Source organism: Stenotrophomonas sp. Ste86 (assembly GCF_024519465.1).
In the GTDB taxonomy this organism is placed as follows: Bacteria; Pseudomonadota; Gammaproteobacteria; order Xanthomonadales; family Xanthomonadaceae; genus Stenotrophomonas.
In genome coordinates, this window is sequence record NZ_JALJRW010000012.1 from 12,850 (window position 1) to 26,913 (window position 14,064).

Below are 14,064 nucleotides of genomic sequence, written 5' to 3' on the forward strand. Positions count from 1 at the left end.
CAGCGATAGCCTTTCATACAAAGGGATTCGCCGGACTAGCCGGGGTCGCCATAATTTGTGCTGATTTCGGCAAAAGCGCCGCCGATGTCCATGCTGTGTTGCACCATTCCTGAAAGTGTGAATGGACCCTTGCTACTGTCGCGAGTGCAGGGCTACCATCGAGACGTTTCCCGCGGCAGGAAAACGCGGTTGCGACATGATCGAGGTGCTGACAGCTCCGGACGGATCAGGGACGCGACTGCGGCTGCGTCCCCCACGGGCGCTCGATGCCCGGCAGTTCGTCCTGTTGTTTGCTGTGTTGTGCGGGGGGATGGGGTTGGCGGCCGGCCTGGGTTGGCTGGCCGGCAACGTGTTCGCCCCGTTGTTCGCGCTGCTGTACAGCCTGTTGCTGGCAGCGGCACTGCGTAGTGTGTGGCGTAGTGGAGAACGGCAGGAAGAAATCCGGGTGGTTCCGGCGTGTGTGGAGGTCATCCCCGCACCCGGGCACTCGCCGGTGTTCAGCGCGCACCCGCATTGGGTACGCCTGATCGCCGACGAGCGGAGGGTCCGGCTGGCGTCCAGTGGCAGGCAGGTGGAAGTGGGGGCTTTCCTCGCACCGGCCGAACGCAGGGCACTGGCTCAGAAACTAGAAGGCTTGCTCGCGGCCAGCGATGGCTGCAACCGACGACGCTAAGGGTCTAGGCAATGAAGCAACGCATCAAGTGGGGCAGTACGTTCGGGAAGACAGCAACAAGCGGGGCCGCGCTGCTGGCGCCCGCATTGGCGTGGGCCCAGGCGGCCGACCCCAAACCGTGGCAGTTGAACATGGGCAAGGGGGTGACCCAGAGCTCGCGGTTGGCCTGGGAATCCAACCTGTTCTCGCTGTGGGTGTGCACGATCATCGGCATCCTCGTGTTCGGCGCGATGTTCTATGCCATCTTCAAGTTCCGCAAATCCAAGGGCGCCGTCGCGGCCACCTTCAGCCACAACACCAAGGCGGAAATCGTCTGGACGGTGATCCCGGTGATCATCCTGGTGGTGATGGCGTGGCCGGCCACGGCCAACCTGATCAAGTTCTACGACACCCGCGATTCGGAAATGACCGTCAAGGTCACCGGCTACCAGTGGATGTGGAAGTACGAGTATCTGGGCGAGGACGTGACCTTCACCAGTCGCCTGGACCGCGAGTCCGACCGGGTCCGGCAGAGCGGCAAGGTGCCCACGCTGGCATCGCATCCGCACTACCTGCTGGAGGTGGACAACCGCCTGGTGCTGCCGGTGGATACCAAGGTGCGCTTCGTGATCACCTCCGACGACGTCATCCACGCCTGGTGGGTGCCGGCGCTGGGCTGGAAGCAGGACGCCATTCCCGGCTTCATCAACGAGGCCTGGACCAACATCGAAAAACCCGGCGTCTACCGTGGGCAGTGTGCCGAGCTGTGCGGCAAGGACCATGGCTTCATGCCGATCGTGGTCGAGGCGGTGTCCAAGGAAGACTTCAAGAAGTGGCTGGCCTCGCGCAAGCCTGCACCGGCCCCGGCGCCGGAAGCTGCTCCGGCCGCACCGGCACCGGCCCCGGTCGAGGCGGCTCCGGCGGCTGCGCCGGAACCTGCCGCCGCAGCCCCGGCAGACAGCAACGCCTGAAATCGAGCCGCGCCTGCCAACCGGCAGGCGCGGGTACCACCGGATCCAGTGAGGTGTAGTTGCGATGGCGCATTCCGCAGTTGACCACGACGGGCACCACGGGCATCAGCAGAGCTTTGTGGAGCGTTGGTTGTTCTCGACCAACCACAAGGACATCGGCACGCTCTACCTGCTTTTCAGCTTCATCATGTTCATCATCGGCGCGGCCATGAGCGTGGTGATCCGCGCCGAGCTGATGCAACCGGGCCTGCAGTTCGTCAAGCCCGAGTTCTTCAACCAGATGACCACCGTGCATGCACTGGTGATGATCTTCGGCGGGGTAATGCCGGCCTTCGTCGGCCTGGCCAACTGGATGATCCCGCTGCAGATCGGCGCGCCGGACATGGCCCTGCCGCGCATGAACAACTGGTCGTTCTGGCTGCTGCCGGTGGCCTTCAGTCTGCTGCTGGTCACCTTGTTCCTGCCCGGTGGCGCGCCTGCCGGTGGCTGGACCCTGTACCCGCCGCTGTCGCTGCAGGGCGGCTACAACGTGGCCTTCAGCGTGTTCGCCATCCATGTGGCCGGCATCAGTTCGATCATGGGCGCGATCAACATCATCGCCACCGTGCTCAACATGCGCGCGCCCGGCATCGACCTGTTGAAGATGCCGATCTTCTGCTGGGCCTGGCTGATCACCGCGTTCCTGCTGATCGCGGTGATGCCGGTGCTGGCCGGTGCGGTCACCATGCTGCTCACCGACAAGTTCTTCGGCACCAGCTTCTTCAACGCGGCCGGCGGTGGCGACCCGGTGATGTTCCAGCACATCTTCTGGTTCTTCGGCCACCCGGAGGTGTACATCATGATCCTGCCGGCGTTCGGCGTGGTCAGCGAGATCATCCCCACCTTCAGCCGCAAGCCGCTGTTCGGCTATCAGGCGATGGTCTATGCGGTGGCGGCGATCGCGTTCCTGTCGTTCATCGTCTGGGCCCACCACATGTTCACCGTGGGCATGCCACTGGGCGGTGAGATCTACTTCATGTTCGCCACGATGCTCATCTCCATCCCCACCGGGGTGAAGGTGTTCAACTGGGTCAGCACGATGTGGCGCGGCTCGCTCACCTTCGAAGCGCCGATGCTGTGGGCGGTGGCCTTCGTCATCCTGTTCACCATCGGCGGGTTCTCCGGGCTGATGCTGGCCATCGTGGTGGCCGACTTCCAGTACCACGACACCTATTTCGTGGTGGCGCACTTCCACTACGTGCTGGTGACCGGCGCGGTGTTCGCGCTGATCGCGGCGGTGTACTACTGGTGGCCCAAGTGGACCGGACGCATGTACAGCGAGAAGTGGGCCAAGTTCCATTTCTGGTGGTCGATCGTGTTCGTCAACCTGCTGTTCTTCCCGCAGCACTTCCTCGGCCTGGCCGGCATGCCGCGGCGCATCCCCGATTACAGCGTGGCGTTTGCCGACTGGAACATGATCAGCTCGATCGGTGCGTTCGGCATGTTCGCCACACCCTTCATGATGGCCGCGATCCTGCTGGCCTCGCTGCGCAACGGCGAGAAGGCCGCCGCCCGCGCCTGGGAAGGCGCACGTGGACTGGAATGGACGATTCCGTCGCCCGCGCCGGCACATACCTTCACCACGCCGCCGACCATCCGCCCGGGTGATCTGGCCCACGACGACGTGACCCACTGAGGCCCGCATGGACTCCCCTTCGAACTCCCTGGATGCACAGGCCCTGCAACGTCGCCGCGCGCAGCGCACCGCCTGGAAGGTCGGGCTGGTGGCGGTGGCGGTGTATGTCGGTTTCATCCTCAGCGGGGTGATCGGGCGATGAGCGAGGTCCGCCCGGCCACTCCCTCGCGCACGGCGGGGCTGCCCCGCCTGATCGGGGTGGCGTTGGCGGTGTTCGTGCTGACCTTCTCGCTGGTGCCGCTGTACCGGATCGCCTGCGAGAAGGTGTTCGGCGTGCGGCTGGAGCGTGGCCCCGGTGCGGCTGCCGGCGGCGCGGTCGCCACCGGCAAGCGCACCGTGCGGGTGGAATTCGATGGCGGGGTCAACTCCAAGCTGCCCTGGGCGTTCCATCCCGAGCAACTGACCATGGACGTGGTGCCCGGCGAGCTCAACGAAGCGCTGTACTTCGCGCGCAACGACAGCGACCGCGCGCTGGTCGGCAGCGCGGTACCGTCGGTGGCACCGGCCAAGGCGTCGGGCTACTTCAGCAAGACCGAGTGCTTCTGCTTCACCGCGCAGACCCTGCAGGCCGGCGAGAAGCGCGACATGCCGGTGCGCTTCATCGTCGACCCGGACCTGCCGGCCAACATCAAGACCATCACCCTGTCCTACACCTTCTACAAGAACGACGCGCTGTCCGCGCAGCTGCCCGCCGCCGCTGCGGTGCCGGTTGGCGCGCACGCCGCTCCCTGATACGCACCGGATCCTGAGACCATGGCCCAGCAAAGTCCCGATGCCACCGTGTACTTCGTGCCCACGCACAGCAAATGGCCGTTCATCGGTTCCATTGCGATGATGGTGACCATGGTTGGCGTGGCCAGTTGGCTCAACGATTCCAGTTGGGGCAAGTGGACCTTCTACACCGGCATCGCGATGCTGGTGCTGACCCTGTTCTGGTGGTTCAGCGATGTGGTGCGCGAATCACAGGCCGGCAGCTACAACCGCCAGGTCGACGGCTCGTTCCGCATGGGCATGGTCTGGTTCATTTTTTCCGAAGTGATGTTCTTCGGCGCCTTCTTCGGCGCGTTGTTCTACACCCGCAACCTGGGCCTGCCGTGGCTGGGCGGCGAGGGCGACCGGGTGATGACCAACGAGCTGTTGTGGACCGGCTATTCGGCGGCGTGGCCGACCAACGGTCCGGGTGCAATCGGTGGCCACTTCCAGACCATTCCGGCCTGGGGCCTGCCACTGATCAACACGCTGATCCTGCTCACCTCCGGCGTTACCCTGACCATCGCCCACCACGCGCTCAAGGCCGGTCATCGCCGCCAGCTGCTGATCTGGCTGGGCCTGACCGTCGCACTGGGCGTGTTCTTCCTTACCCTGCAGGCCGAGGAATACATCCACGCCTACAAGGAACTCAACCTCACGTTGGGCTCGGGCATCTACGGTTCGACGTTCTTCATGCTCACCGGCTTCCACGGCGCGCACGTGCTGCTCGGCACGATCATGCTCGGCGTGATGTGGCTGCGTTCGGCCAAGGGGCACTTCACCCGCGACAACCATTTCGGTTTCGAGGCGGCTGCGTGGTACTGGCACTTCGTGGACGTGGTGTGGCTGATGCTGTTCCTGTTCGTCTACGTGCTGTAGCGTCGGGGCGACACCGTGCCGCACCGACGCGGGTGCGGTTTCAGCCGCCGATGCCGTGGGGTTTGATCCAGCCGGTGTAGATGCCGATGGCCACCAGCGCGATCAGCGCCACCGACACCGCGATGCGGCGGGTGAGCGCATTGACGGTGCGCTTGGTCTGGCCGCGATCGACCAGCAGGTAATACAGCCCGGCGCCCAGATTCCAGACGATGACGATCAGAAACGCGATTACCAGCAGGGTCTTCAACGAATCATTCATGCGCGGCTCGATGGCAGGGCGGGTACGCCTATATCACCGCGTTTGGTCGCCGTTGTCATGATGCGCAAGCACACACGCCTGATTGGCTGGGTGGCGGCGGTCGTGGTGATCGTGTGCTTCTGCCAGCTCGGCCGCTGGCAACTGCAGCGAATGCAGCAGAAAGAGGCGCTGCTGGCCCAGCAGGTGCCGGCACGCGCGCAGAGCATGCAACTGGGCCAGGCACTGGCCGCCCCGCCGGTATTGCGCTGGATCGAGGACCAGGGAACGTTCCTGCCCGGCCTGATCCTGCTCGACAACCAAACCCGGCAAGGCCGCGCCGGGATCAAGGTCTACCAGCCGTTCCGCAGCGACGACGGTGCGCGCGTGCTGGTCGACCGGGGCTGGGTGCCGATGCCGCCGGACCGGCTGCTGCCGCATCTGCCAGCGCTGGCCGGGCCAGCGCACGTGGCCGGCCTGCTGGCGCCGGCCCCGGCCACCGGGCTGGCATTGGGGCCGGTGCTGTCGGCCACCGACCAGCCTGGCGTATGGCTGGCCAATCGCATGCCGGCCGACCCCCTCGCCACCGCGCTCACGCTGCCGGCGCACAGCCTGCCGCAGCGTGTGCTGCGACTGGATCCGGCCCTGCCCGGTGGCTATGCGCGTGATCTGGAGCTGCTGCCCAACACGCTGCCGCCCAGCCGCCATCTCGGCTATGCGGTGCAATGGTTCGGGTTGGCGTTGACCGTGCTGGTGGTCGCGCTGGTCCTGGAATTCCGCCAACGTCGCCGCCCTGCCGCCGGTTCCCGGCGCTGAGCGTCCCAACATGAGAAAATGCCGCCCATGAATGCCACTTCCCAGGATCGGCTGCCCTCGCGCTCACGCGGCCGCTGGACGTTGATCGCCTTGTTCGCGCTGTTCTTCGGCGCGATGGCCCTGGCCGGCGTGCTGCGCTTTTCCGGCTGGCAGCCCACCGCGCACCGCAACAGCGGCCAGCTGCTGCAGCCGCCCGTGGACCTTCGCCAGCATCCGCCACTACTGGCCGATGGCACGGTATATCCATGGAATCCCGATGCACGCACCTGGCGCATCCTGGTGGTCCCGTCTGCAGGCTGTACGAGCGAGTGCGTCACTTTGTCGCAGGGATTGGGCAAGGTGTGGCAGCTGTTCGGGCATAACGCCGATAATGTCGAGATCCTGTGGCTGGGCACGCCGCCGGCCGAGGTCCAGGGCTTGCCCGCATTGCGCGCGCTGCGCGACCAGTCGGCCCTGCGTTCTGCCCTTCCCGCCGTGGATGACGCCGCCGGCACGCCGGTGTATGTGATCGACCCCAACGGTTTCGTGATCATGCGCTACGCACCGGGATTCGATATGGCTGGTCTGCGCAAAGACCTGGCCACGCTGCTGAAACTGAAGTGAGTTCCGTTTAGATGAGCCTTCCCGCACGCCCGGTGCTGCACCGCAATTTCCACCGTCTGGCGTGGTTTGCGCTGATCATGACCGCCAGCACGATCATGTTCGGTTCGTTCGTGCGCCTGTCCGATGCGGGCCTGAGCTGCCCGGACTGGCCGACCTGCTATGGCCGGGTCACCTGGCCGCAGCATGCCGCCGACGTGGTGGGCCATGAAGCGGCCAAGATCCGTCCGCTGGAAACCCACAAGGCGTGGCGCGAGCAGGTCCACCGCTTCCTGGCTGGCGCGCTCGGCATCGAGATCCTCACCCTGGCGCTGTTGGCCACGCGTCGTCGTCGCTGGGGCAGCACCGCGGTGGTGACCGCGTGCGTGCTGGTGGCTACCGGCATACCGCTCTACATGATGGGCATGCACGTGCCGGCCAGCATCCTGGCGATTCTCGGCGAGGCCATCCTGCTGATCGCCGCGCTGCGCTGGAACAACATCGACCTGGCCCGTGCCGCCTTGCTGACCTTGGCGGTGGTGATCTTCCAGGCGTTGCTGGGCATGTGGACGGTGACCTGGCTGCTCAAGCCGATCGTGGTGATGGGCCATCTGCTCGGCGGCATGTTGATGTTCAGTCTGCTGGTGTGGATGGCCTGGCGCGCGACGCACATGCCGATCACGCTGGTGGAAGCACCAAAACTGACGTCGCTGCTCCGCCTCGGCGTGGCCGTGCTGGTGCTGCAGATTGCCCTGGGTGGTTGGGTCAGTGCCAACTACGCCGCGCTGGCGTGCGGCGGTGGCAGCGCTTCGCTGGACAACTTCCCGCGCTGCGTCAGCCAGTGGTGGCCGCAGCATGATTTCAAGGAAGGCTTCACGCTGTGGCGTGGCATCGGCGTGGACTACGAAGGGGGCGTGCTCGATGGCGCCTCGCGGATCGCGATCCAGCTGGCGCACCGGATGATGGCGATCGTGGTGGCGGTGTATCTGCTGTGGCTGTCGGTGCGCCTGTTCAAGCTGCCCAGCATGCGCGGCTGGTCCAGCGCGCTGGGTTTGCTGGTTGTGCTGCAGATCACCCTGGGCATCCTCAACGTCAAGCTGGCGGTGCCGCTGGAAGTAGCGGTCGCGCACAGCGGTGGCGCCGTGGCACTGCTGTTCGTGCTGGTGACGTTGCTGGCGCGTCTGCGTGCGCCGGATGCGGACGGCAAGGCCGTCGCCACATCGTCCACCGTGCAGGCAGGCTGACGGCATGGCCAGTTACCGTCAGTACTGGGACCTGACCAAGCCCAAGGTCGTCGCCCTGATCGTGTTCACCGCGCTGGTGGGCATGTTCCTGGCCATCCCCGGGTTGCCGACCGCGCAGCAGGCGCTGGACGGCGCGCTGGGCTTCCTCGGCATCTGGCTGGCCGCCTCGGCCGCGGCGGCGATCAATCAGCTGCTGGATGCGCGCATCGATGCGCAGATGGCGCGCACCTCGTGGCGCCCGCTGGTGGTGGGCAAGGTCAAGCCGTGGCAGGTGCTGGTGTTCGCCGGCCTGCTGATCGCGCTGTCGATGACGATCCTGGTGGTCTGGGTCAACGTCATCACTGCCGTGCTCACCTTCGCCTCGCTGATCGGCTACGCGGTGATCTACACCGTGTACCTCAAGCGCGCGACCTCGCAGAACATCGTCATCGGTGGCCTCGCCGGCGCCACGCCGCCGATGCTCGGCTGGGCGGCGATCACCGGCATGCAGGGCCCGTGGGACTGGGCGTATGCGTCGCTGCTGGTATTGATCATCTTCATCTGGACCCCGCCGCATTTCTGGGCGCTGGCAATCTTCCGTCGCGAGGACTACGCCAAGGCGGAGATCCCGATGCTGCCGGTGACCCACGGCGTGGTCTACACGCGCAAGTCGATCATGGTGTATTCGATCGCGCTGGCCGTCGTGAGCATCCTTCCGGTCGTGGTGGGGATGAGCGGCATGTTCTACCTGGGCGGTGCGATCGTGCTCAACGCGGTCTTCCTCTGGTACGCCTGGCGCATGCTCAACCCGCCGGACGAGCTGTTCTCGATGAAGATGTTCGGCTACTCCATCGTCTACCTGATGGCGCTGTTCGCGTTCCTGATGGTGGACCACTGGATGCTGCCCTGGTTGTAGCAGGCAGATAGCGCGGGCGCCGTACCGACCAACGGTCGGTACCTGCCGGGGCGGTGACGGATGCCGCGCCTTCACCGGTGGTAAGTCACGACCATTGATCGTGACACCTCAATCCGTGCGCCGCGACACATTGAATTTCCCGCGAACGCCGCCATTGCTGTCATGACCGAACAGGACGTGACGGCATGAAACGATGGATGCGAAGCGCAGTACTGGCCCTGACACTGCTGTGCAGCGCGGCGATTGCCGCGCCTGCACCCGATGAGACAGCCACGCAGATCATGCGGCACGCCGGCGACCACCGCCTGGTCGTGCTCGGCGAATACCATGGCACCGCCGAAACGCCGCTGCTGGTGGCCGACCTGATGGAGCGCTACAGCCGCAACACATCGGCCGTGCGGCTGGCGCTGGAACTGCCGATGAGCGAGAACGTCGCACTGGCCCGCTACCTGCGCTCGGACGGCGATGAAGACGCGCGCGCGACGCTGCGCACATCGCCGTTCTGGGTGGTGAAGGACGATCAGCATGACGGCCGGCGCAGCCGCGACATGCTCGCGCTGATCGAGGCCGTCCGTGTGTTGCGGGCCCAGGGCCGCGATGTGGGCGTGGCCGGCTATGACAACGAAACCGGCACCTCCACCAGCAGTGACCAGCGCGATGCGGCCATGGCCACGCACCTGCGCCAGCAGTTCAGTGCGCTGCCTGCCGATGCACGGATGCTGGTGCTGACCGGCAACGTGCATGCCATGCGCACCCGGTCGGTCGATGCGGCCCCAGACATGCAGAAGACGATGGCCGCGTACCTGCTGGACCTGCCGCTGTACAGCGTGCGTCTGGAAGCGCTGCGCGGCCATTTCTGGGCGTGTTTTCGGCCGTGCCGCGCAGTGCCGCTGATCGAGCGTCCGCCGCGCGCGGCGACAGAATATACAGAAGCGGATCGCCAGTACGACCTGTGGATATGGATGCCCGCCTTGAGCGTTGCCACCCTGACCGACCGCTGAGATCACGCTGACATCGCGCCGAGCTACGGTATCGGCAGTCGTTTGGAAAACGACCCTGACGAAGGCATGTCCGCGAACGTGGCGCGATTCACTCCGGGCGGACGGTTGGCGCCGGCTCAATGGGATCGCGCGCATAGCGCTGGGCGATCATCGCGCAGACGATCAGCTGGATCTGGTGGTAGATCATGATCGGCAACACGATCGCGCCCAGGCTGCCGCCGGCGAACAACACCTTGGCGATGGGCACACCGGTGGCCAGACTCTTCTTGGACCCGCAGAACAGGATGGTGATCTCGTCTTCGCGGTTGAAGCCCAGCCGGCGGGCGATGAAGCGGATCAGCGGCATCGCGATGCCGAGCAGCGCGGCGGCCACGACCGCCACGGTCAGCAGCGACAGCAGCGGCGTCTTGCTCCACAGCCCTTCGCTGACGGCTTCACCGAAGGCGGAATAGACCACCAGCAGGATCGTGCCCTGGTCGGTGTAACGCAGCAGCGCGCGCTGCTTCTCCACCCAGCCGGCGATCCACGGGCGCAGCAGATGGCCGGCCACGAACGGCACCAGCAGCTGCAGCATGATGCTGGCGATGGCCTGCACCGGGTTGTGCATGCCGCCTTCGGTGCCGGCCAGCAGCGCCAGCAGCAAGGGGGTGAGGAACACGCCGAGGATGCTCGACAGCGAGGCGCTGCACACCGCGGCGGGCACGTTGCCGCGCGCGATCGAGGTGAACGCGATCGACGACTGCACGGTGGACGGCAACGCACACAGGAACAGCACGCCGATGTACAGCTCCGGGGTAAGCAGCCAGCCGTCCAGCGGCTTGAACAGCAGCCCCAGCAGCGGGAACAGCACGAAGGTGCACGCCAGGATGGTCAGGTGCAGGCGCCAGTGCAGCACACCGGCCATGATCGATTCGCGTGGCAGGCGCGCGCCGTGCAGGAAGAACAGCAGGGCGATGGCAACGTCGGTGACATCGTCGAGCACCATGGCCGCCGCGCCGTGCATCGGCAGGAAGGAGGCCAGCAGCACGGTGCCGAGCAGGGCGAGGGTGAAGGTGTCCGGTCGCAGGCGCGACCACCAGCGGGTCATGGTGGGCAGGCTCCTGTAGAGCAGGGAAGAAGGTGGGACAGGACACGTGCGTTCATCGCGCCGCGTCCTTTTCCAGCAGTACGCGGATGGGTGCTTCCAGCGAGGTCATGCCGGCGCGGCGGCCCAGTTCCAGCGCCTGCTCGACGGTTGCCCCGTCCTGCGCCTGCAGCAGCGCCAGCAGCGCGCCGGCACGGTTGCCGGAGGCGCAGTGCAGCAGCACCGGGCCGGTGCTCTGGGCGAGCGTGGTGCGCAGCGCGCGGGCGTTCGCCTGGGTCAGGCCGGCAGCACCGGCCACCGGGATGCGCACATAGCGCAGGCCGAGGCGTTCGGCGGCCGCGGTTTCATCGAAGCCGCGATCTTCATCGGGCTGGCGCAGGTCGATCACGGTGGTGACCCCAGTCTTGGCTGCCTGCTGCAACTGGACGGCGCTGGGCTGGCCGGCGGTGTACAGCTGCGGCTGTGGCTGTGCGAAGGGCAGCTCCCCGGCCCAGGCGGGCAGGGCCAGCGCCAGCAGGCAGGCGGCAACGCAAGGGCGGCAGTAGCGAAAGAGCGATGCAGTGGGATTCACGGTGGGGGACGCCACGGCTGCTCCGTCGTCTAGAAGCGGATGGTGCTGCGCGCCTTGAGCAGTTCGCGCAGCTCGTACTTGTCAGTATCGTCCAGGCCCTGCTGGCTCTGCTTTGCCTGAAGCTCATCCATGCGTTGCCGCATCAGCTGTTTTTCCAGCTGGGCCACCGCATCGTGCAGTTCCTCGGTCCACATCGCCTCATCGCCCGGCTGGGTATGGGCGGCCAGTTTCTGCAGGGACGCCTGTTCTTCGCGGCCCTCGAAATGCTCCAGCAGCGCGCCGGTGGTGATGTCCGGGCGCTGTTCGACCAGGGTCAACAGTTCGGTCAGCAGCTCGATGCCAGGCAGGCGCAGGCCGTCGAAGTGGTGGCCTTCCAGGGTCATCGCCAGCGATGGCTGCTGCAGCAGGATCGCGATGGCGGCCCGGACCAGGCTGCGCCGCTGCGTCGGGGCAACCGGGCGCGAGGGCGGACGCCCGGACGGCGTGGCCGCCCCCGGCCGGGCGCCCAGCCCGGTCAACGTGGCCAACTGCTGCTTCATCAGGTCGCCAAAGGCACCGTCGGGAATCTGCGCCAGCATCGGCTTGGCCCGCTCGGCCAGCCGTGCCTTGCCATCCAGCGTGGCCATGTTGACCTCGCGGGTGAGCTCGTCGAAGAAGAACTGCGACAGCGGCGTGGCCTGCTTCAGCCGCACGTCGAAGGCCTCGCTGCCTTCCTTGCGCACGATCGTGTCCGGGTCTTCGCCATCGGGCAGGAAAAGGAAGAAGGCCTGGCGACCATCCTTCATGCGCGGCAGCACCGACTCCAGTGCGCGCCAGCCGGCGCGGCGGCCGGCGGCGTCGCCGTCGAAGCAGAAGAACACGTCCGGCGCGTTGCGGAACAGCAGTTCGGCATGCTCCGGGGTGGTCGCCGTGCCCAGCGTGGCCACCGCCTGGGTCACCCCGTACTGGAACAGCGAGACCACGTCCATGTAGCCCTCGACCACGATCAACCGCTCGATCTTCTGGTTGGCCTGGCGCACCTGCCACAGGCCGTACAGCTCGCGGCCCTTGTGGAACAGCGCGGTCTCTGGCGAGTTGAGGTATTTGGGGCCGTCGTCCTTCTCCATCACCCGGCCGCCATAGGCGATCACCCGGCCACGGCGGTCGAAGATCGGGAACATCACCCGGTCGCGGAACTTGTCGTAGACATGCCCGCGGTCGTTCTTGGAGAACAACCCGGCACGGTCGAGCAGCTTCATGCGCCGCTCGTCCTTGCCCAGCGCGTCCTTCAACGCGCTGTAGCCATCGGGCGCGTAGCCGATCGCAAACCGCGCGCGGTTCTCCTCGTCCACGCCGCGCTGGTCCAGGTAGGCGCGCGCCTTGTCGCTGTCCTCCAGCGACTTCTGGAAGAAGCGCGTGGCCGCATCCAGCGCCGAATACAGCTCGCGGCTGTCGTCCTGCTGCTGGGCGGTACGCGGCTGCGTATCGCGCGGCACTTCCATGCCCACGCGCTTGGCCAGCTCGTCGACCGCATCGAGGAATTCGAGGCGGTCGTAATTCATCAGGAAACTGATCGCCGTACCGTGCGCGCCGCAGCCGAAGCAGTGATAGAACTGCTTGGTCGGGGAGACCGTGAACGAGGCCGAGCGCTCGTCATGGAACGGACAACGCGCTGCATATTCCTTGCCTTGGCGTTTCAGCGGTACGCGGCTGCCCACCACCTCGACAATGTCGGAGCGGGCCAGCAGGTCGTCGATGAATGCGTCGGGGATACGGGCCATGGGCAGCAGGCAAGAGCAGGGCCGATGGCGGCCATGCACGGAAGCGGGGGTCGGACTAGTCTACTAGCTGCCGGTCGCTGCGCCCGGGTCCGGTGCGGCGATACCGGCCTGGGCGAGGTGAAAACGGGCGCGTAGGCGCTCGTCGATCACCGCGGTCATCAGCGCGCCGACAAAGAACACCACGGTGGCGTAATAGATCCACACCAGCGAGATCACCAGCGCACCCATCGAACCGTACGCACTGCCCGGGGCCACGGTGGCGATGTACAGGCCGATCGCATACCGGCCCAACGCGAACAGCCCGGAGGTGATCGCCCCGCCGATGAAGGCCTGGCGCCAGGCCACGCGGCGGTCGGGCAGGTAGTGGTAGAGGAAGGCGAAGCCCACCGTGTACAGCGCCAGGCTGGTCAGGTAACCGATCGCCGGCAGCACCGAGGGAAGCTGCGCGAAGGCCACCTGCAGCATGGTGGTGGCGGTCATCGACAGGATCAGCAGGAAGCCCAGCGCCAGTACCACGCCGACGGAGAACACCCGCTTGCGCAGCCACGCCACGATGCCCTCCAGACGCTCGCCGCTGGTGTTGAAGATCAGGTTCAGCGCGTTCTGCAGCTGCGCGAACACCGCCGTGGCACCGATGAACAGCAGCAGCGTGCTCCACACCCCGGCCAGCGAGCCCACGTCGGGCTGATTGTCGGCGTTCTTGAGTACGGTATCGGCCACGGTGGCCGCGCTGCTGCCGGCCACATCGTTGATCTGCGCAATCAGCGCCTGCTGTGCCGGCGGGTACAACGAGGCAGTGAGCCACAGCAGCAGGACCAGCAGCGGGGCCATCGAGAGCAGGGCATAGAACGAGACCGAGGCGGCCTGGGTCAGCACGTCGATATCGACGAAACGTTTGCCCACGGCCATCGGAAAGCTGCGCTGCAGCCGGTCGACGTACTTGTGCAGGCGT

General features: G+C 66.2%; 16 protein-coding genes. 11 read left to right on the plus strand and 5 right to left on the minus strand.

All coding sequences use genetic code 11. The annotated features are described in order from the left end of the window. The first annotated feature begins 196 nt into the window (after positions 1–196). The 6 genes from NR101_RS11990 to NR101_RS12015 all read left to right on the plus strand — a co-directional run bounded on the left by NR101_RS11990 (position 197) and on the right by NR101_RS12015 (position 4,927). Entirely contained in the window at positions 197–673 is a 477-nt protein-coding gene (locus NR101_RS11990; protein ID WP_256775034.1) for a DUF2244 domain-containing protein, read from the plus strand. 11 nt (positions 674–684) lie between these two features. After that, entirely contained in the window at positions 685–1,623 is a 939-nt protein-coding gene (coxB, locus tag NR101_RS11995) for a cytochrome c oxidase subunit II (protein WP_256775035.1), read from the plus strand. A 64-nt stretch (positions 1,624–1,687) separates the two neighbouring features. Beyond that, positions 1,688–3,298: a cytochrome c oxidase subunit I gene (gene ctaD, locus NR101_RS12000; protein ID WP_256775036.1), complete on the plus strand. Its 1,611-nt coding sequence runs from the start codon at positions 1,688–1,690 to the stop codon at positions 3,296–3,298. Positions 3,299–3,305: 7 nt separating this feature from the next. Then, positions 3,306–3,440, plus strand: a complete 135-nt coding sequence (locus NR101_RS12005) for a hypothetical protein (RefSeq protein ID WP_256775037.1) — start codon at positions 3,306–3,308, stop codon at positions 3,438–3,440. Then, a complete protein-coding gene (locus NR101_RS12010) occupies positions 3,437–4,030 on the plus strand; it encodes a cytochrome c oxidase assembly protein (RefSeq protein ID WP_256775038.1) in 594 nt (197 codons plus the stop codon). The genes NR101_RS12005 and NR101_RS12010 overlap by 4 nt, the downstream gene beginning before the upstream one ends. 21 nt (positions 4,031–4,051) lie before the next feature. Further along, entirely contained in the window at positions 4,052–4,927 is an 876-nt protein-coding gene (locus NR101_RS12015) for a cytochrome c oxidase subunit 3 (protein WP_256775039.1), read from the plus strand. Positions 4,928–4,967: 40 nt separating this feature from the next. Here the strand turns inward: NR101_RS12015 and NR101_RS12020 are convergent, their stop codons facing one another. Then, positions 4,968–5,186: a twin transmembrane helix small protein gene (locus tag NR101_RS12020; protein WP_070208839.1), complete on the minus strand. Its 219-nt coding sequence runs from the start codon at positions 5,184–5,186 to the stop codon at positions 4,968–4,970. 57 nt (positions 5,187–5,243) lie between these two features. Between NR101_RS12020 and NR101_RS12025 the strand changes: the two genes are divergently transcribed. The 5 genes from NR101_RS12025 (at position 5,244) to NR101_RS12045 (ending at position 9,697) form a co-directional block, all read left to right on the plus strand. After that, positions 5,244–5,978, plus strand: coding sequence for an SURF1 family protein (locus tag NR101_RS12025; protein ID WP_256775040.1), 735 nt, complete (start codon positions 5,244–5,246; stop codon positions 5,976–5,978). A gap of 18 nt (positions 5,979–5,996) precedes the next feature. Continuing rightward, complete coding sequence (locus NR101_RS12030; protein ID WP_256775041.1) at positions 5,997–6,581, plus strand: hypothetical protein; 585 nt, start codon at positions 5,997–5,999, stop codon at positions 6,579–6,581. A gap of 11 nt (positions 6,582–6,592) precedes the next feature. Further along, on the plus strand, positions 6,593–7,801 hold the full coding sequence (locus NR101_RS12035) for a COX15/CtaA family protein (protein ID WP_256775042.1): 1,209 nt from the start codon (positions 6,593–6,595) through the stop codon (positions 7,799–7,801). Between the two features lie 4 nt (positions 7,802–7,805). Then, on the plus strand, positions 7,806–8,696 hold the full coding sequence (gene cyoE / locus NR101_RS12040) for a heme o synthase (RefSeq protein ID WP_256775043.1): 891 nt from the start codon (positions 7,806–7,808) through the stop codon (positions 8,694–8,696). 185 nt (positions 8,697–8,881) lie between these two features. Further along, a complete protein-coding gene (locus NR101_RS12045) occupies positions 8,882–9,697 on the plus strand; it encodes a calcium-binding protein (RefSeq protein WP_256775044.1) in 816 nt (271 codons plus the stop codon). 88 nt (positions 9,698–9,785) lie between these two features. On the opposite strand, the gene NR101_RS12050 is transcribed toward NR101_RS12045, so the two are convergent. The 4 genes from NR101_RS12050 to NR101_RS12065 form a co-directional block, all read right to left on the minus strand. Next, complete coding sequence (locus NR101_RS12050) at positions 9,786–10,784, minus strand: bile acid:sodium symporter family protein (protein WP_256775045.1); 999 nt, start codon at positions 10,782–10,784, stop codon at positions 9,786–9,788. Positions 10,785–10,836: 52 nt separating this feature from the next. Then, entirely contained in the window at positions 10,837–11,295 is a 459-nt protein-coding gene (locus NR101_RS12055) for a sulfur transferase domain-containing protein (RefSeq protein ID WP_256775172.1), read from the minus strand. Positions 11,296–11,381: 86 nt separating this feature from the next. Next, positions 11,382–13,112, minus strand: a complete 1,731-nt coding sequence (gene dnaG / locus NR101_RS12060; RefSeq protein WP_256775046.1) for a DNA primase — start codon at positions 13,110–13,112, stop codon at positions 11,382–11,384. 63 nt (positions 13,113–13,175) lie between these two features. Continuing rightward, positions 13,176–14,021 (minus strand): YihY/virulence factor BrkB family protein, encoded by an 846-nt coding sequence (locus NR101_RS12065; RefSeq protein ID WP_256775173.1) that lies wholly within the window; start codon positions 14,019–14,021, stop codon positions 13,176–13,178. Positions 14,022–14,064: the final 43 nt, after the last annotated feature.

Bases quoted from the DNA above. Each gene is read 5' to 3' on its own strand.
- NR101_RS11990 (WP_256775034.1), top strand. From the start codon at position 197: ATGATCGAGGTGCTGACAGCTCCGGACGGATCAGGGACGCGACTGCGG.
- coxB (WP_256775035.1), top strand. From the start codon at position 685: ATGAAGCAACGCATCAAGTGGGGCAGTACGTTCGGGAAGACAGCAACA.
- ctaD (WP_256775036.1), top strand. From the start codon at position 1,688: ATGGCGCATTCCGCAGTTGACCACGACGGGCACCACGGGCATCAGCAG.
- NR101_RS12005 (WP_256775037.1), top strand. From the start codon at position 3,306: ATGGACTCCCCTTCGAACTCCCTGGATGCACAGGCCCTGCAACGTCGC.
- NR101_RS12010 (WP_256775038.1), top strand. From the start codon at position 3,437: ATGAGCGAGGTCCGCCCGGCCACTCCCTCGCGCACGGCGGGGCTGCCC.
- NR101_RS12015 (WP_256775039.1), top strand. From the start codon at position 4,052: ATGGCCCAGCAAAGTCCCGATGCCACCGTGTACTTCGTGCCCACGCAC.
- NR101_RS12020 (WP_070208839.1), bottom strand. From the start codon at position 5,186: ATGAATGATTCGTTGAAGACCCTGCTGGTAATCGCGTTTCTGATCGTC.
- NR101_RS12025 (WP_256775040.1), top strand. From the start codon at position 5,244: ATGATGCGCAAGCACACACGCCTGATTGGCTGGGTGGCGGCGGTCGTG.
- NR101_RS12030 (WP_256775041.1), top strand. From the start codon at position 5,997: ATGCCGCCCATGAATGCCACTTCCCAGGATCGGCTGCCCTCGCGCTCA.
- NR101_RS12035 (WP_256775042.1), top strand. From the start codon at position 6,593: ATGAGCCTTCCCGCACGCCCGGTGCTGCACCGCAATTTCCACCGTCTG.
- cyoE (WP_256775043.1), top strand. From the start codon at position 7,806: ATGGCCAGTTACCGTCAGTACTGGGACCTGACCAAGCCCAAGGTCGTC.
- NR101_RS12045 (WP_256775044.1), top strand. From the start codon at position 8,882: ATGAAACGATGGATGCGAAGCGCAGTACTGGCCCTGACACTGCTGTGC.
- NR101_RS12050 (WP_256775045.1), bottom strand. From the start codon at position 10,784: ATGACCCGCTGGTGGTCGCGCCTGCGACCGGACACCTTCACCCTCGCC.
- dnaG (WP_256775046.1), bottom strand. From the start codon at position 13,112: ATGGCCCGTATCCCCGACGCATTCATCGACGACCTGCTGGCCCGCTCC.
- NR101_RS12065 (WP_256775173.1), bottom strand. From the start codon at position 14,021: ATGGCCGTGGGCAAACGTTTCGTCGATATCGACGTGCTGACCCAGGCC.